23 protein-coding genes are annotated in these 22,046 nt (G+C 69.9%); 15 read left to right on the plus strand and 8 right to left on the minus strand.

The annotated features are described in order from the left end of the window. Positions 1-48: 48 nt before the first annotated feature. The 4 genes from lepB to A4W93_RS12200 all read left to right on the plus strand — a co-directional run bounded on the left by lepB (position 49) and on the right by A4W93_RS12200 (position 3,045). Positions 49-846, plus strand: a complete 798-nt coding sequence (lepB, locus tag A4W93_RS12185) for a signal peptidase I (RefSeq protein ID WP_085750858.1) — start codon at positions 49-51, stop codon at positions 844-846. Between the two features lie 2 nt (positions 847-848). Then, positions 849-2,060 (plus strand): bifunctional phosphopantothenoylcysteine decarboxylase/phosphopantothenate--cysteine ligase CoaBC, encoded by a 1,212-nt coding sequence (gene coaBC / locus A4W93_RS12190; RefSeq protein WP_085750859.1) that lies wholly within the window; start codon positions 849-851, stop codon positions 2,058-2,060. A gap of 9 nt (positions 2,061-2,069) precedes the next feature. Then, the gene (gene dut / locus A4W93_RS12195; RefSeq protein WP_085750860.1) at positions 2,070-2,519 is read left to right on the plus strand and encodes a dUTP diphosphatase; all 450 of its coding nucleotides are present in this window, start codon (positions 2,070-2,072) and stop codon (positions 2,517-2,519) included. 61 nt (positions 2,520-2,580) lie between these two features. Further along, a complete protein-coding gene (locus A4W93_RS12200; protein ID WP_085750861.1) occupies positions 2,581-3,045 on the plus strand; it encodes a hypothetical protein in 465 nt (154 codons plus the stop codon). Between the two features lie 16 nt (positions 3,046-3,061). On the opposite strand, the gene A4W93_RS12205 is transcribed toward A4W93_RS12200, so the two are convergent. Further along, positions 3,062-3,583, minus strand: coding sequence for an FKBP-type peptidyl-prolyl cis-trans isomerase (locus A4W93_RS12205; protein ID WP_085750862.1), 522 nt, complete (start codon positions 3,581-3,583; stop codon positions 3,062-3,064). Between the two features lie 35 nt (positions 3,584-3,618). On the opposite strand from A4W93_RS12205, the gene A4W93_RS12210 reads away from it, so the two are divergent. The 4 genes from A4W93_RS12210 to A4W93_RS12225 all read left to right on the plus strand — a co-directional run bounded on the left by A4W93_RS12210 (position 3,619) and on the right by A4W93_RS12225 (position 6,242). Further along, positions 3,619-4,740, plus strand: a complete 1,122-nt coding sequence (locus A4W93_RS12210) for a JmjC domain-containing protein (RefSeq protein ID WP_085750863.1) — start codon at positions 3,619-3,621, stop codon at positions 4,738-4,740. A gap of 44 nt (positions 4,741-4,784) precedes the next feature. Beyond that, a complete protein-coding gene (locus tag A4W93_RS12215) occupies positions 4,785-5,276 on the plus strand; it encodes a DUF7931 domain-containing protein (RefSeq protein WP_085750864.1) in 492 nt (163 codons plus the stop codon). 162 nt (positions 5,277-5,438) lie between these two features. Continuing rightward, positions 5,439-5,687 (plus strand): hypothetical protein, encoded by a 249-nt coding sequence (locus A4W93_RS12220; protein ID WP_085750865.1) that lies wholly within the window; start codon positions 5,439-5,441, stop codon positions 5,685-5,687. A gap of 180 nt (positions 5,688-5,867) precedes the next feature. After that, a complete protein-coding gene (locus A4W93_RS12225) occupies positions 5,868-6,242 on the plus strand; it encodes a hypothetical protein (protein ID WP_085750866.1) in 375 nt (124 codons plus the stop codon). Between the two features lie 50 nt (positions 6,243-6,292). On the opposite strand, the gene A4W93_RS12230 is transcribed toward A4W93_RS12225, so the two are convergent. The 7 genes from A4W93_RS12230 to A4W93_RS12255 all read right to left on the minus strand — a co-directional run bounded on the left by A4W93_RS12230 (position 6,293) and on the right by A4W93_RS12255 (position 12,012). Then, on the minus strand, positions 6,293-7,069 hold the full coding sequence (locus A4W93_RS12230) for an MBL fold metallo-hydrolase (protein ID WP_099959898.1): 777 nt from the start codon (positions 7,067-7,069) through the stop codon (positions 6,293-6,295). A gap of 34 nt (positions 7,070-7,103) precedes the next feature. After that, positions 7,104-8,288 (minus strand): NlpB/DapX family lipoprotein, encoded by a 1,185-nt coding sequence (gene bamC, locus A4W93_RS12235; protein WP_237357768.1) that lies wholly within the window; start codon positions 8,286-8,288, stop codon positions 7,104-7,106. 105 nt (positions 8,289-8,393) lie between these two features. Further along, entirely contained in the window at positions 8,394-9,275 is an 882-nt protein-coding gene (gene dapA, locus A4W93_RS12240; protein ID WP_085750869.1) for a 4-hydroxy-tetrahydrodipicolinate synthase, read from the minus strand. A 27-nt stretch (positions 9,276-9,302) separates the two neighbouring features. Further along, the gene (locus A4W93_RS12245; RefSeq protein WP_085750870.1) at positions 9,303-9,872 is read right to left on the minus strand and encodes a class I SAM-dependent methyltransferase; all 570 of its coding nucleotides are present in this window, start codon (positions 9,870-9,872) and stop codon (positions 9,303-9,305) included. Between the two features lie 5 nt (positions 9,873-9,877). Further along, positions 9,878-10,009 carry a hypothetical protein gene (locus A4W93_RS30610; RefSeq protein WP_257790074.1) on the minus strand — a complete coding sequence of 44 codons (132 nt, stop codon included), beginning with the start codon at positions 10,007-10,009 and terminating at the stop codon, positions 9,878-9,880. Next, complete coding sequence (locus tag A4W93_RS12250; RefSeq protein ID WP_085750871.1) at positions 10,006-11,226, minus strand: MFS transporter; 1,221 nt, start codon at positions 11,224-11,226, stop codon at positions 10,006-10,008. The genes A4W93_RS30610 and A4W93_RS12250 overlap by 4 nt, the downstream gene beginning before the upstream one ends. Before the next feature lie 57 nt (positions 11,227-11,283). Then, positions 11,284-12,012, minus strand: coding sequence for a hypothetical protein (locus A4W93_RS12255; RefSeq protein ID WP_085750872.1), 729 nt, complete (start codon positions 12,010-12,012; stop codon positions 11,284-11,286). An 83-nt stretch (positions 12,013-12,095) separates the two neighbouring features. Between A4W93_RS12255 and A4W93_RS12260 the strand changes: the two genes are divergently transcribed. The 7 genes from A4W93_RS12260 (at position 12,096) to A4W93_RS12290 (ending at position 22,028) form a co-directional block, all read left to right on the plus strand. Continuing rightward, positions 12,096-14,072: a DNA topoisomerase IV subunit B gene (locus A4W93_RS12260; protein WP_085750873.1), complete on the plus strand. Its 1,977-nt coding sequence runs from the start codon at positions 12,096-12,098 to the stop codon at positions 14,070-14,072. Positions 14,073-14,079: 7 nt separating this feature from the next. Then, positions 14,080-14,724, plus strand: a complete 645-nt coding sequence (locus A4W93_RS12265; RefSeq protein WP_085750874.1) for a hypothetical protein — start codon at positions 14,080-14,082, stop codon at positions 14,722-14,724. Continuing rightward, positions 14,709-15,380 carry a lytic transglycosylase domain-containing protein gene (locus A4W93_RS12270; protein ID WP_237357769.1) on the plus strand — a complete coding sequence of 224 codons (672 nt, stop codon included), beginning with the start codon at positions 14,709-14,711 and terminating at the stop codon, positions 15,378-15,380. The genes A4W93_RS12265 and A4W93_RS12270 overlap by 16 nt, the downstream gene beginning before the upstream one ends. Beyond that, positions 15,377-17,671 (plus strand): DNA topoisomerase IV subunit A, encoded by a 2,295-nt coding sequence (parC, locus tag A4W93_RS12275; RefSeq protein WP_085750875.1) that lies wholly within the window; start codon positions 15,377-15,379, stop codon positions 17,669-17,671. The genes A4W93_RS12270 and parC overlap by 4 nt, the downstream gene beginning before the upstream one ends. A gap of 186 nt (positions 17,672-17,857) precedes the next feature. Continuing rightward, positions 17,858-19,432, plus strand: coding sequence for an MFS transporter (locus A4W93_RS12280; RefSeq protein WP_085750876.1), 1,575 nt, complete (start codon positions 17,858-17,860; stop codon positions 19,430-19,432). Positions 19,433-19,440: 8 nt separating this feature from the next. Further along, entirely contained in the window at positions 19,441-20,580 is a 1,140-nt protein-coding gene (locus A4W93_RS12285) for an MFS transporter (protein WP_085754144.1), read from the plus strand. Between the two features lie 146 nt (positions 20,581-20,726). Beyond that, the gene (locus A4W93_RS12290; protein WP_085754145.1) at positions 20,727-22,028 is read left to right on the plus strand and encodes a UDP-N-acetylglucosamine 1-carboxyvinyltransferase; all 1,302 of its coding nucleotides are present in this window, start codon (positions 20,727-20,729) and stop codon (positions 22,026-22,028) included. Positions 22,029-22,046: the final 18 nt, after the last annotated feature.

The following is a 22,046-nucleotide window of genomic DNA, read 5'->3' on the forward strand; positions in this document are numbered from 1 at the left end:
CCGCCGCGCGGCGGTCTGTCTTCTCCGCCACCCGCCATAATCGCTCGAATGCAAATCGGTTTTTCGATCAACGAGACGCTGTGCCTGTTCACGCTGCTGACCGGCACGTGCTGGTTCTTCTGGCGCCGCCGCCTGCGCCGGCGTCCGGCCCCGGTGAACCGGCCCTTTTGGGCCTTCGGTGCCGACCTCTTCATGGTCGTGTCGCTGATGTTCGTGTGCCGCGTGGCCGTGGCCGATTGGCCCAAGGTGCCCACGGGGTCCATGGAACCCACGCTGCGGGTCGGTGACTACCTGCTGGTGAACCACCTGGCCTACGGCCCGCGGCTGCCGTTCACCAACACCGCCATCGAGTTCGGCCGGCCGGAGCGCGGCGACGTGGTGGTGTTCCGCTACCCGCTGAAGGTGTCCGAGTTCTACGTGAAGCGCCTCGTGGGCCTGCCGGGCGACGTGGTGCGCTTCGAGAACGGCGCCGTGAGTGTCAACGGCGAGCCGTTCGACACCGCGCCGGACGAGACCGTCACCGCGAAGGTGGAGGACCGCGGCCAGTGGCTGCTGCGCGAGTCGTCGCAGGGCAGCCACCGGGCCATCAAGGTGAACCCGCTGCTGCAGGGGCGCATGCCGCTCGACCTGAACCAGCCCGATCTCGCGAAACACTGCCGCAGCGAACAGCGCGGCCAGTGGGAATGCACCGTGCCGGCCGGCGAGTACCTGATGCTGGGCGACAACCGCGACAACTCGGCCGACTCCCGCGTGTGGGGCTTCCTGCCGCACGGGCAGGTGTACGGCAAGGCCGTGCGCGTGCTCTTCAACTTCTCCGACCTGTCGCGCAGCTGGACTGCGCTGTGACCATGACCCCACCCCTGGATCTGCAAGGCCGGCGCATCGTCCTCGGCCTCACGGGCGGCATCGCCTGCTACAAGGTCGCCGAGTTCACCCGCCTGCTGGTGAAGGCCGGTGCCACGGTCAACGTCGTGATGACCGAAGGCGCCGAGCAGTTCATCACCCCGGTGACGATGCAGGCCCTGTCCACGCACCCGGTCTACACGAGCCAGTGGGACACGCGAGAGGCCAACAACATGGCCCACATCAACCTCACGCGCGGTGCCGACGCGGTGATCGTGGCCCCGGCCAGCGCCGACTTCATCGCCAAGCTGGTGCAGGGCCGCACCGACGACCTGCTGAGCCTGCTGTGCCTCGCCCGGCCCATCGCCACGTGCCCGCTGCTGGTGGCGCCCGCGATGAACCGCGAGATGTGGGACAACCCCGCCACGCGGCGCAACATGGCGCAGCTGCGCGAGGACGGCGCCACGGTGCTGGGCCCCGGCAACGGCGACCAGGCCTGCGGCGAGGTGGGCGACGGGCGCATGCTCGAGCCCGCCGAGCTGCTCGCCGACGTGATCGCGTTCTTCGCGGCCAAGCGCCTGCGCGGCCAGCGCGTGCTCATCACCGCCGGCCCCACGTTCGAACCCATCGACCCGGTGCGCGGCATCACGAACCTCTCCAGCGGCAAGATGGGCTTCGCCATCGCCCGCGCGGCCCAGGAGGCCGGCGCCGAGGTCACTCTGGTGGCCGGGCCCGTGCACCTGCCCACGCCGCGCGGCGTGCGCCGCATCGACGTGCAGACGGCGCAGCAGATGTACGACACCGTGCTGCCCCTCGCGCCGCGCCACAGCGTGTTCGTGGCCACCGCGGCCGTGGCCGACTGGCGGCCGGCCGAGCTGTCGGAACACAAGATCAAGAAGAACGGCAGCAAGGTCGCGCCCACGTTCGCACTCACCGAGAACCAGGACATCCTGGCCGCGGTGGCGCGCCTGCCCGACCGCCCGTTCTGCGTGGGTTTCGCCGCCGAAAGCGAGAACCTGCTGAAACACGCCCGCGAGAAGCTCGAACGCAAGAACCTGCCCCTCATCGTCGGCAACCTCGGCCCGGCCACGTTCGGCCGCGACGACAACACCCTGGTGCTCGTCGACGCCCAGGGCCAGCGCGAACTGCCGCCGGGCGACAAGCTCACGCTCGCGCGCCTGCTCGTCGAAGACATCTCCCGCCGCCTCTCCGCCTGATTCGCTCCAATGACCACCATCGACCTCAAAGTGCTCGACGCCCGCATGGCCGAGCAACTCCCCGCGTACGCGACCCCCGGCAGCGCCGGCCTCGACCTGCGCGCCTGCCTCGACGCACCGCTGGTGCTGGAGCCGGGCCAGACCTCGCTGATCCCCACGGGCCTGGCCATCCACGTGGCCGATCCGGGCCTCGCCGCGATCATCCTTCCGCGCTCGGGCCTCGGCCACAAGCACGGCATCGTGCTCGGCAACCTCGTGGGCCTGATCGACTCGGACTACCAGGGGCAGCTGATGGTGAGCTGCTGGAACCGCAGCGCGGTCACGTTCACCGTGCAGCCGATGGAGCGCATCGCGCAACTCGTGATCGTGCCGGTGGTGCAGGCGACGTTCCGGCAGGTGCAGGAGTTCGGTGAATCGGACCGGGGCGCCTCGGGCTTCGGATCCACCGGCCGCCACTGAGCCGTCCGCCCCGCCCTCTGCTAGAGTCCCCGCCACAACAATGGCAGGCCGGGGAGGTCGCATGGTTCAGATCCACGTTCGAGGCCGGCGGGTGGCGCCGGCGTTCTGCATGGCCCGCGCGGTCGCCCTCGGCTTGGCCGTCGTGTCGACGAACCTCGCGGCACAAGTCGGAGGGCAGGGGCCCCAGTCGCCCTACGAGGTCGTGTGGGCCCTCTATGTCGTGACCGACGGCGGCCAGACGCGGTGCCGGCATGCGCCCGCGGAGGTCGCCTCCGCCCACCAGCGCGCCGTGTCCGGCTTGTCCCGGCGCCATCCGCGCCTGCTGTCGCTGGTTCGCGCGTCGCCGCACTACGAGACGGCGCGCGATCACTTTGCCCGCACGACGGCGTACGACCCCGTGCGGGACACGCCGGAGACCCTGGTCCCCGAGTGCGAGGTGGCCGCCGGGGTGCTGAAGCTGATGACGGATGGCCGGGCGGGGCTTGCCGAGGTGCGCCGCTACGAAGCCACCCTGATGCGGCGTTGAACCGGCGCGTGGCCGGTCAGTGCAGCTTGTCGCTCGGCGGTGCGGTCTGCAGCACCGTGATGCCGCCTGTGCTCACCGAGCCGTTCTCGATCTCGTCTTCGGTGGCCTCGCGCACGTCGAGCACCTTCAGGTCGAGGCGCAGCGCGATGCCGGCCAGCGGGTGGTTGCCGTCGAGCACCACGTGCGACGGGTACACCTCGGTGACCGTGTAGATGGCGTCCTTCGCGAGGCCTTCGGTCTTCGCGCCCGGGGGCGGGCCGTCGAACTGCATGCCGGCTTCCACGGCTTCGGGGAAGATGGCGCGGTCTTCGAAGAACACCAGCTCGGGCTCGTAGTCGCCGAAGGCGTGTTCGGGTTCGAGGTGCAGCTGCGTGGCGAAGCCCGTTTCCTGGCCGACCAGGGCCTCCTCGACCTTGGCGAGCAGGTCGTCGCCGCCGACGAAAAATTCCACCGGGGCCTCGAGTTCGTCGATGACGTGGCCCTGGGTGTCTTCGAGTCGCCAGGTGAGGCTGACGACGCAGGGGGAGGAGATGAGCATCGGGCAATGATCGCACAAGATCGCACAATGGCGGGATGGACACCACCCGACCCACCCCGTTGCTGGGCGACCTCTCGCCCGAAGAATTCATGCGCCGCCACTGGCAGAAGAAGCCGTTGCTCGTGCGCCAGGCCGTGCCCGGCGGCGCCGCGCTGCAGACCCGTGCCGAGCTGTTCGCGCTCGCCGGGCGCGACGGCGTCGAGTCGCGCCTGATCGTCCACGAGGGCGACGGCTGGACGCTGCGCCACGGCCCCATTGCCCGGCGCGCCTTCCCGAAGGTCGACCAGCCGAAGTGGACCGTGCTGGTGCAGGGCGTCGACCTGCACGTGGACGCCGCGCACGAGCTGCTCTCGCGCTTCCGTTTCGTGCCCGACGCGCGCCTCGACGACCTGATGATCTCGTGGGCGAGCGACGGCGGCGGCGTGGGCCCGCACGTCGATTCCTACGACGTGTTCCTGCTGCAGGTGCAGGGCCGGCGCCGCTGGCGCATCGGGCGGCTGCGCGACGCGACGCTCGTGCCGGACGTGCCGCTGCGCATCCTCCAGAACTTCGAGCCCGAGCAGGAGTGGTTGCTGGAGCCGGGCGACATGCTGTACCTGCCGCCGGGCTGGGCCCACGACGGCGTGGCGGAAGGGGAGTGCATGACGGCGTCCATCGGCTTCCGTGCGCCGCCAAAGGAGATCCTCGGCCGCGAGGTGCTCCAGCGCGTGCTGGACGCCGCCGAGGAGCCCGAGCGCGACGTGCTGTACCAGGACAAGGCCCAGCCCGCGACGCTGTCGCCCGGGCGCATCCCCGCCGGGCTGCAGGACTTCGCGGCCGAGTCGGTGGCCCGCCTGCTCAAGGACCCGAAGGCGCTCGAGTGTGCGCTGGGTGAACTCCTGACGGAGCCCAAGCCGAACGTCTGGTTCGACCCCTCGGACGTGCTGCCGGTGGGCTCGGGCGTGCGCCTCGACCGCCGCACGCGGATGATGTATGACGATCATCATGTCTTCATCAACGGCGAATCGTTCAAGGCCGGCGGGCGCGACGCGAAGCTGATGCGGCACCTCGCCGATGCGCGCGAACTCGGTGCCGCGCAGGTGCGCCAGTTGAGCGATGATGCGCTCGACCTGCTCGACGAGTGGGTCGAGTCCGGCTGGGCGCACGCGCTCGCCTGACACACCGACGCCACATTCCATCGCCACGATACGAAGGGACCGCCGTGACCGCCGAACCCACCCACCGCATGCTGTCGTCGCGCAGCGAATTCCACGAGGCCCTGCGGGCCGCGTTCGATCGTGTCGCGACCGCGGGCTGCAGGGAGATCTGGCTCTGCGACACGGACTTCGCCGACTGGCCGCTGGGCGAGATCGCCGTGGTCGACAGCCTCACGCGATGGGCCATGGCCCATCGCAAGCTGGTGGTGCTCGCGCAGCACTACGACGACATCGTGCGCAGGCATCCGCGCTGGGTGAACTTCCGCAGGCAGTGGTCGCATGTGGTGGAGTGCCGTGCGCTCGAAGAGGTCGAGCCCGGTGCGATGCCATCGATGTTCCTCGCGCCGGGTGTGGTCACGGTGCGCCTGTTCGACCCGGAGCACTACCGCGCGAGCGTGTCCACGGAGGCTGCGGATGCGGTGCGTGCGAAGGAAGCGCTTGACGTCGTTTTGCAACGATCGAACGAGGCGTTTCCGGCGACAACGCTGGGTCTGTAGGGAATGTCCCTAACATGCATATAATGTTGGGCTAGGCAATGCGAAGGCCCGAGTGATTTTTCGGGCCGGAGAAGTTGGGGATCTGACTAGAGACGGGTTCCCACCATGACCGGTAATGTTCGACCCCCCGTTTCCCCTTCTGACCTTATTGAGGATTAAAAAATGAACAAGTCGCTTCTGATCGCCACCCTGGTTGCCGCCGCTGCCCTCGCCGCCTGCGGCAAGAAGGAAGAAGCTGCTCCTGCCGCCCCGGCGCCGGTCGCTGAAGTCGCTTCGGCTCCCGCTGCTGAAGCCGCCGCTTCGGCCGCTGACGCTTCCGCTTCGGCTGCTGACGCTTCGGCCTCCGCTGCTGCTGGCGCCGCTGACGCTGCCGCTTCGGCCGCCACGGACGCCGCTTCGGCCGCCAAGTAAGCAGGGCTTGTCCCGCGAGAAAGCCGTCCTCGGGCGGCTTTTTTTTGGTCCCTGCTTCACATCGGGGATCACGCGGGAATCAGGTCTCGGTGCTTGATTTGACACCGTCGAGCCTCGAGACCTGATCCAGGTGTTCTTGACCCTTCTTCTTTGCACTTTTCTACTTGACGAGGAAACGAGATGAACAAGTCGCTCCTGATGGCCACCCTGGTCGCTGCCGTTGCCCTTGCCGCCTGCGGCAAGAAGCCCGAAGAGGCCGCTGCGGCCGCTGTTGACGCCGCTTCCGCGGCGGCCGCTCCGGCGGTCGCTGCCGCCGCCTCGGCCGCCACCGACGCTGCCGCTGCAGCCACCGATGCCGCGTCGGCCGCCACCGGCGCCGCTTCTGCTGCCGTGGACGCTGCTGCTGCCGGCGCCTCCGCCGCCGTGGGCGCGGCCACCGACGCGGCCGCGAACGCCGCCAACAAGGCCGCCGATGCCGCGAAGGACGCTGCCGACAAGGCCGCCGACGCCGCGAAGGATGCGGCCAACAAGGCTGCCGACGCCGCCAAGAAGTAAAACCCGGCAGTCGGTCCGACGAAAGCCGCCTTCGGGCGGCTTTTTCTTTGTCAGCGCAGGTCCAGCCAGCCGAAGCCCATCGCGGCACTGGCCACGATGAAGTCGTCCGCGTCGCCGCCCGTGGTCGCGGCGAGCACGCCGCGCACGAGCTCCGGCGTGTTGTTCTGTTCGCTGAGGTGGGCGGCCGCCACGTGGCGCAGGCCGTCGTGCAGCACCGCGGCGAGGATCTCGGCCGCGGTGTCGTTGGCCAGGTGGCCCAGCTGGCCGCCGATGCGTGCCTTCAGTGGCCAGGGGTAGCTGGACCGCGCGAGCATGTCGCGGTCGTGGTTGAACTCGAGGAGCAGCGCGTCGCAGCGTTGCAGGTGGCCGAGCAGGTGAGGGGTGGCGATGCCGGCGTCGGTGAGCACACCGAGCTTCGAGGCACCGTCGGAGAAGCACAGCTGCAGCGGTTCGTGCGCGTCGTGGGGCACGGTGAACGGCGTCAGCTGCAGGTCGCCCACGGCGATGGGCTCGCCATCGCGCGCGAAGTTCGGCAACACGGGGATCTCGGGCTCGCCGATGGCGCGCCAGGTGCCGCGGCTGGTCCACAGCGGCACGCCGTGGCGGCGCACCAGCGTGGCCGCGCAGCCCACGTGGTCGCCGTGTTCGTGTGTGACGAACACGGCGTCGAGGTCGGAGGGGGTGAGGCCGATGCGCGCGAGGCGCGTGGCCAGCTCGCGGAGCGAGAAGCCACAGTCGACCAGCACGCGGGTCGTGGTGGTGCCACTCGTGGCCTCCACGAGCGTGGCATTGCCCGAACTGCCGCTGCCCAGGCTGCAGAAGCGCATCATGGGTCGATGCGCCTCCCCGCGCCCGCCGTGTTTACTTGAGCTCGTCGACCAGGAAGCGGACGATGCGCTGGCCCGCTTCGCCGTTCTCCGGAGCACCCGAGGCGTTGAGCACGGACACCTCGGTGGTGTCGCCCTCGCTCTTGACCAGCACGCGGTAGCGCACCAGGGCGTTGTCCGCCTGCTTCTTGCCGCTGCCGAACCAGCGCGACAGGAAGCCCGGTTCCTCGCGGCCCGCGCTCGCCGGGTCGACGTAGCGCACGAAGTAGAGGCCCTGCGTGCGGTCGCGGTCTTCGACCGTGAAGCCGCTGCGGTCGAGCGCGAGGCCCACGCGGCGCCAGGCGCGGTCGAAGGTGTCGTCGACCTGCGCGGTGGCGGCCGGACGGCCCTCGAGGGCGCGGGCGCGCGCCGGCACGGCCGGGGCGGGTGCGGCGACGGCGGCCTGGGCCTGCTCGGCCTTCACGCCGAACTTGATCATCATCAGCGAGTAGATCTCGCCTTCGAGCTGGAAGTCGCGTGCACGCGGCTCCCACACGGACTGGTCCTTCTGCGGGCCCCCGAAGAACTCTTCCATGCCGCGCTGCGTCAGGTAGATTTCCGAGCCGGTGCCCGTGGGCGAACGTTCGACGCGCACGCGGAACTTGTCGAGCGTGTTGGTGGAGTACAGCACGTCGAGCACCTTGCCCACGTACTTGCGCAGCAGGTCGGCCGGCAGCTTGGCGCGGTTCTCGGCCCACTCGGTTTCCATCACGCCGATCTCGGGGCGGTCGACCACGAGGGCGAGCGAACGTTCCTGCCAGAAGGCCTGGAGCTGCGGCCACAGCTGCTCGGGCGTCATCGGCACGACCAGGTAGCGCTGGTTGCCGAGGCGCTCGAGGCGCACTTCACCGACGGACGACGGCGCGACGGTGTTGGCGCCGGACGTCACGCCGGGGGCCGCCGGGGTGGCGGCGGCCGCCTGGAACTCGGAGGCGCTGACGGCGCCACGCGCCGCGGACGGCTGGTAGCGGTTGTCGGTGGACAGCTGGGTCAGGTCGGGCGGGACCTCGAGCGTCTTGCCCTTGGCCGCATTGCCGCGGTAGTCGACCTTGTCGCCGCCCATGAAATCGGCGAGGGACGAACAACCGGACAGGCCCACGGCGAGTGCCACGGCGAGCGAGACGGAGCGCAGGGGCAGGCGCGTGGGCTGGTTCGCGGTCGGGCGGGAGGAAAGGGTCACGTTGTTCATCTCCGGGGAGCACATGCGGGTTCGGCGGGGCCTGGAAGGCCCGCCAGGGACCGAGGAAAAGGGGTGGATGGCGCGGCGCGAAGCACCGCGCCGGGGTCAGATGAGACCCGAGTCGCGCAGCGCTTGTTCCACCGTCTTGCGGCCTGCTTCCGTGAGCGGCACGATCGGCAGGCGCAGCGTCTCGCCGCACAGGCCCAGCTTCGCCATGGCGAACTTGGTGGGGGCGGGGCTCGATTCGACGAACAGGTGCTTGTGCAGCGGCAGCAGCTTCAGGTGCAGCTCGGCGGCTTCGCGGGCCTTGCCGGCCAGCGCGAGCTTGCACAGCTCGTGCATCTGTCGGGGCGCCACGTTGGCGGTGACGCTCACGTTGCCGTGGCCGCCCAGCAGCATCAGGGCGACGGCGGTGGAGTCGTCGCCGGAATAGATCGAGAAGCCCTTCGGGGCCTGCTTGATCAGCCAGCCGGCGCGTTCGATGCTGCCCGTGGCCTCCTTGATGCCGATGATGCCGGGCACTTCGGCCAGGCGCAGGGCGGTCTCGACCTGCATGTCCGCGACGGTGCGGCCGGGCACGTTGTAGAGCACCATCGGGATGTCCGCGGCTTCGGCGATGGCCTTGAAGTGCGCGTAGATGCCGTCCTGCGAGGGCTTGTTGTAGTAGGGGACGACCGACAGCGTGCAGTCGGCGCCCGCCTTCTTCGCGAAACGCGAGAGCTCGATGGCCTCGTGCGTGGAGTTCGCGCCGGTGCCGGCCATGATGGGCACGCGTCCCTTGGCCTGCTCCACCGACACGCGGATGATCTCGCAGTGCTCCTCGACGGACACGACGGGCGACTCGCCCGTGGTGCCCACGACGGCGATGCAATCGGTGCCTTCGGCGATGTGCCAGTCGATCAGGCGGCGCAGCGCCGGGTAATCGACGCTGCCGTCTTCCTGCATCGGCGTGACGAGTGCGACGATGCTGCCAACAATGGGTTTCATTCGGATGTTCCTCGGAATCCGCCGATTTTACTCACCCTCGGAGGAGGCGGGGGAATCCGGAGTCTCCAGCAGTTCACGGCGCAGCGGATCCGGTCCGTTCGCGTGGGTCCGGCGGGCCGCCAGACGCTGAACGAGCCGGGGCGGCTCCGGGAGGAAACCGTGCTCGTACGCCACGGCGCGCAGGCCCTTCGCCGCGGCCAGCAGTTCGCCTTCGTGCAGCAGGAATTCGGGGTTCCTCGGCCGGCCGAAGCCCCCGTTTCCGATTGCAAAGGTTTCGTAAAGAAGGAGGCCGCCCTCGGCCACGCTGTCCATGATGACCGGCAGCAGCGGGCGCCAGAGGTAGTTCGTGACGACGACGGTGTCGAAGCGGCGGCCCGCGAGCGGCCACGGGCCCGCCTCGATGTCGGCCAGCACCACCTCCGCCACGTCGGCCAGGCCCGCGGTGGCCTCGGCGTCGCGGTCGAGGGCGGTCACGGCATGGCCGCGCGCGGCGAACCAGCGCACATGGCGGCCGGAGCCGCAGGCCACGTCGAGCACGGTGCCACCGGCGGGGGCGAGGTGCGACCAGCGGCGCACCCAGTCGGAGGGTTCGGCCATGTCCGTCAGAAGCAGTTCCAGAGCTGGTTGGCGAGCGTGAAGGCGAGGTCGGGGCGCAGGTAGGCCGCGAACACCGCGGCCAGCACGGCCCCCGCACCCAGCCAGATCGCACCGCGCCGCACCGCCGGGCTCCTCATGCGGGCTGGGCCGACGGCCGCGCGATGGCGGTCTCGCGCACCGGCAGGTTCACGAGGGCCGCGAACACGCCCAGGCCCACGGCGATCCACCAGACCACGTCGTAGCTGCCCGTCGCGTCGTACAGGCGGCCCCCGAGCCACACGCCCAGGAACGAGCCGATCTGGTGGCTGAAGAACACGAAACCGCCGAGCATCGACAGGTGGCGCACGCCGAAGATCTGCGCCACCACCGCGTTGGTGGGCGGCACGGTCGACAGCCACAGCACCCCCATCGTCGCGGCGAAGACGTAGACGCTCATGGGCGACAGCGGCACGTTCAGGAAGATCACGATCACGATGGACCGCAGCAGGTAGATGGTCGACAGGATGTAGCGTTTCGGGAAGACCTGTCCGAGCGAGCCCGCGGCGTAGGTGCCGATCACGTTGAAGAGGCCGATGAGGGCCAGCGCCGTGGTGGCGACGTTGGCGGTCAGGCCGTGGTCCTTCAGGTAGCTGGGCATGTGCACGCCGATGAACACCACCTGGAAGCCGCACACGAAGTAGCCGGCCATCAGCAGCACGAAGCTCGGGTACGCGAAGGCCTCGCGGATGGCGCCGCCGATGCTCTGGTCGTGCGCCGTGGGCTTGGCGAAGGGCGCCTCCTTCAGGCCGAAGGCGAGCGGCACGATGGCCAGCGCGCCGACGCCCAGGATGAAGAGGGCGTGCTGCCATCCGAAGCTGCCGATCAGCAGGTTCTCCACCGGCACCATGAGGAACTGCCCGAAGGACCCGGCCGCCGCCGCGACACCCATGGCCCAGCTGCGCCGTTCGGCGGGCACGTTGCGGCCGATCACGCCGTAGACCACGGCGTAGGTGGTGCCGGCCTGCGCCAGGCCCAGCACCACCCCGGCGCTGGCGGTGAACGCGAGGCCGGTGGTGGCCAGCGCCATCGTCACGAGGCCCAGGGCATAGAGGGCGCTGCAGGTGAGCAGCACCTTGAACGCCCCGAACCGGTCGGCCAGCATGCCCGCGAACGGCGTGGCCACACCCCAGGCGAGGTTCTGGATGGCGAGCGCGAACGCGAAGGTCTCGCGGGACCAGCCCCGTTCCATCGTGATGGGCTGCAGCCACAGGCCGAAGCCGTGGCGGATGCCCATCGACAGGGTCACGATCAGGCCGGCACAGGCCAGGACCTGGCCGATCGGCAACGACGGCGGGGGAGAGGCGGAGGACTTCATCCCGCGACTGTAGTGACTTTGCCGCGGGTGTGCTGGCCGGTCATGACATTCGCGGCATCAGAAGCGAACGCCGCCTTTCAGGCCGTAGCTGGTGGCATCTCCGGTGCGGTCGGCCTCGACGGCGAGGTTGATCAGCCCGAGGTTGACGTTCAGTCCGGCGTACACCTTGCCCTGGTTGAAGCTCTCCTTGGCGAGGCCCGTGCTGCCGTCCGGCTTGCTCTTGACGTACACGGTGCCGATGCCCGCGTACGGCGTGAACATCGCGAAGCCCTTGGAGATGGAGACGTCCAGCCCGTAGGTCTGCATGTCGATCTGGTCGACCCCGCTGAGCGACGTGGCGCTGGCGCGCACGGCGACGGCCGGCACCAGGGTGCTGCCGGGCAGCACGGCCCAGCGCACCTCGCCGCCGAAGGCGCTGGCGTTCGTGGTGGTGTTCGCCCAGGTGGCGCCCACGTCGACGTTCCAGGGCAGGCCCTTGTGGACACGCACGGTGGCCGTCGGCATCACCGACTCCGGCTCGGACCCGTTGGACGCCTTGGCCCAGGCGCCGCGGTGGGCCAGTTCGGTGCCGGTGACCGACAGGCCCACGTCGAACCCCGTGGTGCCCATGCTTTCCGAGGGGATCATCGCCTTGAAGCCGAGGGTCGAGCTCAGGTCCTCGGACAGGTCGCGGAACTCGGCCTGGGTGAGGTTCTGCACGGTGTTGATGTCGGCGGCGTAGGCGGTGGACGCCGAGACGAGGGCGGCGGCGAGCAGGGCGGAGCGGGAAAGCGACGGGTGGGGCATGGACGGGATCTGTACAGGGTGTGACAAACCTCGCAAGGTTACCGCACCGATCCGGCCGGTCGAGCACCCTAGAATTCCGCCCCATGGCAAGCAAACCGAGCAATTCTTCCTACGGCGAAGCGTCGATCCGGGTCCTCAAGGGCCTGGAGCCCGTCAAGCAGCGTCCGGGCATGTACACCCGGACCGACAACCCCCTGCACATCATCCAGGAGGTGATCGACAACGCGGCTGACGAGGCCCTGGCCAACCACGGCAAACGCATCGACGTGACCCTGCACACCGACGGATCGGTCAGTGTCCAGGACGACGGCCGGGGCATTCCCTTCGGGATGCACCCGGAGGAAAAGGTCCCCGTCGTCGAGATCGTCTTCACCCGCCTGCATGCCGGCGGCAAGTTCGACAAGGGCTCCGGCGGGGCGTACAGCTTCTCCGGCGGCCTGCACGGCGTGGGCGTGAGCGTCACCAATGCGCTGTCCAACCGCCTCGAGGTGAACGTGTGGCGCGAGGGCCAGGTGGCCCGCCTCGTGTTCGCCGGTGGCGACGTACTGGAACCCCTCGAGGTGCGCAAGGCCGGCAGCGGCGACCGCCGCAGCGGCACCACGGTGCGCGCCTGGCCCGACGCCAAGTACTTCGAGACCGTCGACTTCCCCCGCAACGAACTGACGCACCTGTTGCGCAGCAAGGCGGTGCTGATGCCGGGCGTGAGCGTGTCGCTCACCATCGAGAAGACCGGCGACGTCACCACGTGGATGTACAAGGGCGGCCTGCGCGACTACCTGTCCCAGACCCTCCCGGCCGACCCGGTGATCCCGCTGTTCGAAGGCGAACACTACGCCGACAAGGGCGAGACCGAGAACTTCGCCGAAGGCGAGGGCGCTGCCTGGTGCGTGGCCTTCACGGAAGACGGCGCGCCCATGCGCGAGAGCTACGTGAACCTGATCCCCACGGTGAACGGCGGCACGCACGAGTCGGGCCTGAAGGACGGCCTCTTCGGCGCGGTCAAGGGCTTCATCGACCTGCACAGCTTGCTGCCCAAGGGGGTCAAGCTGATGCCGGAAGACGTGTTCTCCCGCGCGAGCTTCGTGCTGAGCGCGAAGGTGCTCGACCCGCAGTTCCAGGGCCAGATCAAGGAACGCCTGAACAGCCGCGACGCGCTCCGCCTCGTCTCCACGTACGTGAAGCCGGCGATGGAGCTGTGGCTGAACCAGCACGTCGACCTCGGCAAGAAGCTCGCCGAACTGGTGATCCGCCAGGCGCAGACCCGCCAGCGCGCCAGCCAGAAGGTGGAGAAGCGCAAGGGCTCCGGCGTGGCCGTGCTGCCCGGCAAGCTCACCGACTGCGAGAGCCGCGACCTGAACCTCAACGAACTGTTCCTCGTCGAGGGCGACTCGGCCGGCGGCAGCGCGAAGATGGGCCGCAACAAGGAAACCCAGGCCATCCTGCCGCTGCGCGGCAAGGTGCTCAACGCGTGGGAGGTCGAGCGCGACCGCCTGTTCGCGAACAACGAGATCCACGACATCTCGGTGGCCATCGGCGTCGATCCGCACGGCCCGAACGACTCGCCCGACCTGTCGGGCCTGCGCTACGGCAAGGTCTGCATCCTGAGCGACGCCGACGTCGACGGCTCGCACATCCAGGTGTTGCTGCTGACGCTGTTCTTCCGCCACTTCCCCAAGCTGGTCGAGACCGGGCACCTCTACATCGCCAAGCCGCCGCTGTTCCGCGTGGACGCGCCGGCCCGCGGCAAGAAGCCGGCCGCCAAGATCTACGCGTTGGACGAGGGCGAACTCACGGCCACGCTCGACAAGCTCCGCAAGGAAGGCGCCCGCGAGAACGCCTGGTCCATCGGCCGCTTCAAGGGCCTGGGCGAGATGAACGCCGAGCAGCTGTGGGACACCACGCTGAACCCCGACACGCGCCGCCTGCTCCAGGTCAACTTCGGCGAACTCGATTTCGGCGCCACCACCGACTCGCTGACGAAGCTGATGGGCAAGGGCGAGGCGCAGGCGCGCCGCGACCTGATGGAACTCCGCGGCAACGACGTCGAGATCGACGTCTGACACTCCCATGACCATGAACGCCACGTCCATCGCACAACCGCTGATCCGCTCCGGGGCCCGCTACACCGTCGAAGTGGCGCGCTGCGTCGTCTTCGGCGTGGTGCTGAGTGCCCTGTGCGCGGCACTGTTCTTCGGGCTGTCCCAGGGCGGGAGCGTGACGCACCGCGGGCTCGTCGTGGTGCTGTCGGTCTGCGTGTTCCCGGTGCTCTACGCCCTGGTGGGCCACCAGCGCGGGCTCGGGCGTGCGCTCGCGTCCCTCACGCGCTCGCACGGCGGCCTGCTGTACGACCACACGCTCGGGCGGTTCATCGAAACGCTCGAGGCGCGGCGGCCGGGGGCGTTCGCGTCGGCGGTGACGTCGCCGCAGCGGCTCGTGCAGGCCTTCCGCACCTACCTGCACGAGAGCCCCGCCATGCCGCGGCTGATCCGTCGCGTGGCCGTGCGGTACGTGACCGGCCTCGGCGAGCAGCTCGATGCGTCGGTGCTGGCCCGCGAGAACATGCTGGTCGACGGCCGGGTCAACCCCGCCGCGCTCAAGCACTGGGCGGTCGAGCGCATGCACGGTCAGTTCATGCCCTCCTGGAACGGGTTCGGCATCGTGTTCGGCCTGCAGGCGCTGGCCATCGGGGCGTTGACGTGGGCCTCTCGCTGAAGACGCTGGTCCTGCTGCTTGCCGCCGCGCCCCTGCTGGCGCGGGCGGAGCTGTGGGGCTACGTCGACGGCGCGGGCGTGGCCCACGTGGCGCCGGTGCAGGTCGACGCGCGGTACCGGCTGCTGCTGGGCGAGTCCGCGGCGCAGAAGGTGCCGGGCAAGAACGACTCGGCCGCGGGCCTCGTCACCTGGCTCGGTTTCGCGCCCGAGGTCAAGGTGCTGATGCCCGCGCTGCGCGAGGCGGCCGCGGCCCACCAGATCGACATCGAGCTGCTCAAGGCCATCATTGCCGTGGAATCGGCCTTCAACGCGAAGGCCGTGTCGCCGCGCGGCGCGGTGGGCCTGATGCAGATCCTGCCAGCGTCGGCCGACCTGAGCACCGAACAGCTGCTCGACCCGCGCACCAACATCCTCGCCGGCGCGCGGCTGATGGCCGACCTGATCCGCCGGCACGCCGGCATCGACGTGGCGCTGGCCGCGTGGAACGCCGGTGAAGGCACCGTGCGCAAGCACGGCGGCCAGATGCCTCCCATTCCCGAGACCCGTGCCCACGTGCACCAGGTGCTCGAACTCTACTGGGCGCTGCTGCAGGCGCGCCCGCCCGCGCCCGAGACCCGGCTGCGCATCCAACCGAATCTTTCCGAAGCCTCACGATGAACGACCTTTTCTCCGAGCCCACCGAACAGGTCACGCTCGCCCACTACGCCGAGCGGGCCTACCTCGAATACGCGCTGAGCGTGGTCAAGGGCCGCGCGCTGCCCGACGTCTGCGACGGCCAGAAGCCGGTGCAGCGCCGCATCCTCTACTCGATGGAACGCATGGGGCTCGCGTTCACCACCGCGAGCGGCCCGAAGGCGGTCAAGAGCGCGCGGGTCGTGGGCGACGTGCTCGGCAAGTACCACCCGCACGGGGACCAGTCGGCCTATGACGCGATGGTGCGCATGGCCCAGGACTTCTCCATGCGCTACCCGCTCGTGGACGGGCAGGGCAACTTCGGCTCGCGCGACGGCGACGGCGCGGCGGCCATGCGGTACACGGAAGCGCGGCTGGCGCCCATCGCGCGCCTGCTGCTCGACGAGATCGACGAGGGCACGGTCGACTTCGCCCCGAACTACGACGGCGAGTTCCAGGAGCCGCGCCAGCTGCCGGCCCGCCTGCCGTTCGTGCTGCTCAACGGCGCGAGCGGCATCGCCGTGGGTCTCGCCACCGAGATCCCGTCGCACAACCTGCGCGAGGTGGCTGCGGCCGCCGTGGCGCTGATCCGCAACGACCGGCTGCCCGACGAGGAGTTCGCCACGTTCATCCAGGGCCCCGACTACGCGGGCGGCGGCCAGATCATCAGCAGCCCGGAGGAGATCCGCGCCGCGTACGCCACCGGCCGGGGCAACCTGAAGGTGCGCGCGCGCTGGAAGATCGAGGAGCTGGCGCGCGGCCAGTGGCAGCTGGTCGTCACCGAGCTGCCGCCGGGCACCAGCGCCGCCAAGATCGGCGAGGAGATCGAGGAGCTCACGAACCCGAAGGTCAAGGCCGGCAAGAAGACGCTGACGGCCGAGCAGACGCAGCTCAAGGCCACGGTGCTGTCGGTGCTGGACGCCGTGCGCGACGAGTCGAGCAAGGAATCGGCCGTGCGCCTCGTGTTCGAGCCGAAGACGAGCCGCATCGAGCAGGCCGAGCTCATCACCACGCTGCTGGCGCACACGAGCCTCGAGAGTTCGTCGCCCATCAACCTGACGATGATCGGCGCCGACGGCATCCCGACGCAGAAGAACCTGCGCCAGGTGCTCACCGAGTGGGTGGCGTTCCGCGCCGAGACCGTGCAGCGCCGCACCCAGTTCCGCCTGGACAAGGTGCTCAAGCGCATCCACATCCTCGAAGGCCGGCAGCTCGTGCTGCTGAACATCGACGAGGTGATCCGCATCATCCGCCACTCGGACGAGCCGAAGGCCGCGCTGATCGAGCGATTCAAGCTGAGCGAGATCCAGGCCGACGACATCCTCGAGATCCGGCTGCGCCAGCTCGCACGGCTCGAAGCCATCAAGATCGAGCAGGACCTGGCCGAGCTGCGCGCCGACCAGGTGAAGCTGGAAGACATCCTGACGAACCCGTCGTCGCTCAAGCGCACGGTGATCAAGGAGATCGAGGCCGACGCGAAGCTGCACGGCGACGACCGCCGCACGCTGATCCAGGCGGAGAAGCGCGCCGTGGCCGAGGTGAAGGTCGTCGACGAACCCGTCACCGTGGTGGTGAGCCTGAAGGGTTGGGTGAGGGCGCTCAAGGGCCACGAGGTCGAGGTCGGTGGCCTGGGCTTCAAGGCGGGCGACGCACTGTACGGCGTGTTCCCGTGCCGCTCGGTCGACACGCTGCTCGTGTTCGGCAGCAACGGGCGCGTCTACTCCACGGCCGTGTCCGGCCTGCCGGGCGGGCGCGGCGACGGCCAGCCCATCACCACGCTCGTGGACCTGGAATCGGGCACGCAGCCGCTGCACTACTTCGCGGCCAGCGCCGACACCACGCTGCTGCTGGCCAACACCGGCGGCTTCGGCCTGCTGGCCACGGCGGGCGACCTGACCAGCCGCCAGAAGGGCGGCAAGGGCTTCCTCGCCCTCGAGGCCGACGAGAAGGTGCTGCCGCCGGTGCCGCTGGCCGCGGGCCACGCCCAGGTGGCGTGCCTGAGCCTGACCGGGCGCCTGCTGGTGTTCGCGCTGTCCGAACTGAAGCTGCAGCCGAAGGGCGGCCGCGGCCTCACGCTGATGGACGTCGACGCGAAGGACCCGCTGGTGTCGGTGGCCACCTGCGCCAACACGCTGAAGGTGCTGGGCACCGGACGTGGCGGCAAGCCGAAGGAGGAGTCGCTCGGCGCCACGGCGCTGTCGGGCCACGTCGGCAAGCGGGCGCGCAAGGGGAAGGTGGTGGACGGGATCAAGGCGACGCGGGTGATCGCGGGGTGAGGCCCAGGGTCCCGGCCTGCGCCGGGATGACGGAGTTTTTTGCAACCATGCTGTCATCCCGGCGCAGGCCGGGACCTTGGACCGCGCCGTTGGCGCTGTCACTGAATCATCGTTAACATCGACGGCTCTCCCCCGGAGCCGATCATCCAAACCCAGCCCGCCGAACCGACCCCGCCCGCCGCGCTGGTGTCCCCCTGGGCGCCGCTCTCGCAGCCGGTGTTCCGCATGTTGTGGAGCGTCTGGCTGACCGCCAACATCTGCATGTGGATGAACGACGTGGCGGCGGCGTGGATGATGACGTCGCTCACCACGTCGCCGGTGATGGTGGCGCTCGTGCAGTCGGCGTCCACGCTGCCGGTGTTCCTGCTGGGCCTGCCCAGCGGGGCGCTGGCCGACATCCTCGACCGGCGGCTCTATTTCATCGTCACGCAGTTCTGGGTGGCGGCCGTGGGCACGCTGCTGTACTTCGTGACCCTGGGCGGCGGCATCAGCGCGCCGCTGCTGCTCGCGCTGACGTTCGCCAACGGCATCGGCCTCGCGATGCGCTGGCCCGTGTTCGCGGCCATCATTCCCGAACTGATCCCGCGCAACCAGCTGCCGGCCGCGCTCGCGCTGAACGGCCTCGCGATGAACGCATCGCGCATCGTGGGCCCCATCTTCGCCGGCGCTCTGATCGCCACCGCGGGCAGCGCCTACGTGTTCGCGCTGAACGCCGTGCTGTCGGTGGCGGCAGGTTTCGTCATCATGCGCTGGAAGACCGAGCCCAAGGTCAGCGCACTGCCGGGCGAACGCTTCTGGGGCGCCATCCGCGTGGGCGTGCAGCACGTGCGGCAGTCGTCGCAGATGCACGGGCTGCTGCTGCGCATTTCCGTGTTCTTCGTGCAGGCCGTGGGCCTCACCTCGCTGATGCCGCTCGTGGCGCGCAACCTGCCGGGCGGGGACGCCGGCACGTTCACGCTGCTGCTCGCGTCGATGGGCTGCGGGGCCGTGGTGGCCGCCGCGAACATGCCGCGCATCCGCCGCCACATGGACGGCGACCGCCTGGTGCGCAACGGCGTGCTGGTGCAGGCGGTGGCGGCCGTGACCGTGGCCTTCGCGCCGAACGTGTGGGTCGCGGCGCCGGCCATGGTCGTCGCGGGCATGGCCGTGATCTCGGTGGCCAACACGCTCGTGGTGTCGGCCCAGCTCGCGCTGCCGAACTGGGTGCGGGCGCGGGGCATGTCGATCTACCAGATGTCGCTGATGGGCGGCAGCGCGTTCGGCGCGGCGCTGTGGGGGCAGCTGGCCTCGTTCACGTCGCTCGCCGCGAGCCTCTGCGCATCGGCGGTGGTGGGCGTGTGCGCGATGACCTTCGTGCGGCGCTGGAAGCCGGTGGCCGACGACGCGCTCGAGGACATGACCGTGCTGCAGGTCTGGAAGGCCCCGGTGATGCCGGTGGAACCCAGCGCCGGCCCCGTGATGACCACCATCGAGTACCTGATCGACCCGGCGCGGGCCGAGGAATTCCGCGAGGTGATGCTCGCCACGCGCAAGGCGCGGCTGCGCCAGGGCGCGCTGTCGTGCGAGCTGTTCCGCGACCCGTCGGTGCCCGGGCGCTACCTCGAGTACATGCTCGACGAGTCGTGGGTGGAACACCTGCGGCGCTTCGACCGCGTCACCGCGCACGATGTCTCGCTGCGCGAGCGGCGCCTCGACCTGCACATCGGAGACGGCCCGCCGGTGGTGTCGCGCTGCCTGGCCGAGCCCCTGAATCCGCATTGATCCGCTTCATGAATCCTGTCCTGTACGCCTGGGGCGTCCGCGCCCTGTTCTTCGCCGCCGGCCTGCTGTTCGCCACGTGGGGCGTGCACGTGCCCACGGTCAAGGGGCACTACGGCCTCGGCGAGCAGGCCCTCGCGGTGGCGATGCTCGCCGGCGGGGTGGGTGCCGTCGGCGGGCTCACGCAGGCGGGCCGGTTGATCGGGCGCTTCGGGCCGCGCAAGGTGGCGCTGGTGTCGGGCTGCCTCTGTGCAGCGAGCATCGGGCTGCTGCTGGCCTTCCACACGATGGCGGTGCTGCTGCTCGTGATGGTGGCCTTCGGCCTGGCCAACAGCCTGTTCGACGTCTCGGTCAACGTGGCCGCGAGCGATCTCGAGGCTCGCGCCGGGCGCCCGCTGATGAGCGGCTTCCACGGCATGTTCAGCCTGGGTGGCATGGCCGGCGCGGCGGGTGGCGCGGCGCTGCTGTCGGCCGGTGTCGAGCCGTGGCACCACCTCGCCGCGGCGACCGCCGTGGGTGTGACCCTCGTGGCCTTCGGTTGCTGGACGATGCCGCGGGCGAAGAAGCCGGAGGAGGGCGCGGGCGGGCATGCGTTCCTGCTGCCGCGGGGGACGCTGCTGCTGATCGGCATCCTCGCGGCGCTCGGCCTGATCGCCGAAGGGGCGATGTACGACTGGAGCGTGCTGTACGTGAAGCAGGAGCTGCTGGCCGATGCCGGCACCGCCGCACTGGGCTACGCCGCCTTCAGCGGCGCGATGGCCGCGGCCCGCTTCGGCGGCGACTGGGTGCGGGCGCGGCTGTCGTCGGCCCTGCTCGTGCGCCTGAGCGGGCTGCTGGCCGCGGCGGGCATGACGCTGTCGCTCGTGACGTCGTCCCCGGTGGTGGCGCTGCTGGGCTTCGCGCTGGTGGGCCTCGGCTTCGCCAACATCGTGCCGGTGCTGTTCAGCGCCGCGGCCACGGTGCCCGGCGTGAAGCCGGCCGACGGCATCGCCGCGGTGGCCTCGCTCGGCTACTTCGGGATGATGGTGGGCCCACCGCTGATCGGGTTCGTCGCCGAACACCAGTCGCTGACCGTCGGCCTCGCGACGGTGGTGCTGGCGGCGGTGATGCTGTCGGCTGCAGCCCGGTCGGCGCTCGCACGTCCCGCCTGACTTCACACAGGCTTCACAAAAAGCCCGTTCCGCTTCCAACGGGCTTCCCACGACACGGCGATGCTTCGTTCCGTCCCCGCCATCCCGGCGGGTCCACGAACCGGAGAAGAAAGCCCGCCATGTCCGCCGACACCGCCACGAACCCGCTGTCCGACCTGATCGTCCATGGGGGCACGCCCCTGCGGGGACGCATCGTGCCGTCCGCGAACAAGAACGCGGTGCTGCCGATCCTCTGCGCCACGCTGCTGACGAAGGAACCCGTGCGCCTGCGCGGCGTGCCCGACATCACCGACGTGCGCCGCATCCTCGACATCTTCCGCACGCTCGGCAGCCGCGTGGAGATGGACTTCGACACGGGCATCCTCGATGTCCACCACCTCGACACCCGCTTCGACGAGGACACCGACCGCCTGCCCGAGGCCATGCGCTCGTCGATCATGCTGGTGCCGCCGCTGCTGACCCGCTTCGGCGTCGCCCGCATCGAGAACGACGTGAAGGGCTGCACCCTGGGCGTGCGCGAGATCGACCCGCACGTGGAGGTGTTCGAGCGTTTCGGCGCCGCCGTGGAGCGGGTGGAGGACGCGCTGCTGATCCGTTCGCTGCGCCCGCTGATCGCCACCCAGCACTGGCTCGACTACGCCTCGGTCACCACCACCGAGAACTTCGTGCTGTGCGCGGCGCTGGCCCGCGGCACGTCGACGCTCACCAACGCGGCATCGGAGCCGCACGTGCAGGAGTTCTGCGCGTTCATGAGCGCGATGGGCGCGCGCATCCAGGGGCAGGGCACGTCGCTGCTGATGATCGACGGTGTCGAGGAACTGGGCGGTGCCGACTTCACGTTCACGGAAGACTTCCACGAGATCGTCACGTTCCTCGCGCTCGGCGCCATCACCGGCGGCCAGGTGGAGGTGCGCAATGGTTCGCCCGACCAGTTCCCGCTGATCGACCGCACCTTCGCGAAGTTCGGAGTGCACGTGCGGCACGAGGGCGGCTGGTCGCGTGCGGAGACGGCCGGGCGCCTGAAGGTGCGCGAGCCGTTCACGCAGAACATCCTGCAGAAGGTGGAGGCCGCGCCGTGGCCCTACCTGCCGGTGGACCTGCTGCCGATCTTCGTGGCGCTGGGCGTGCAGGCCGAGGGCAGCATGATGTTCTGGAACAAGGTGTACGACGGGGCGATGGGGTGGACGTCGGAGCTCTCGCGCTTCGGGGCCCATGCCTTCCAGTCGGACCCGCACCGCGTGGTCACGTTCGGTGGCAAGCGCCTCGTGCCGGCGACGGTGGAGAGCCCGTACATCATCCGCGTGGCCATCGCGATGCTGATGCTCGCGGCCAGCATCGAGGGCCGCTCGGTGATCCGCAAGGCCGCGCCCATCCGGCGTGCGCACCCGCGGTTCGCGGAGAACCTGCGGGCGCTGGGCGCGAAGATCGACTGGGTGCCCGGGGCGTGAGCAGGGCGATGCGGTGGA

The organism is Piscinibacter gummiphilus (assembly GCF_002116905.1).
GTDB classification, from domain to species: Bacteria; Pseudomonadota; Gammaproteobacteria; order Burkholderiales; family Burkholderiaceae_C; genus Rhizobacter; species Rhizobacter gummiphilus.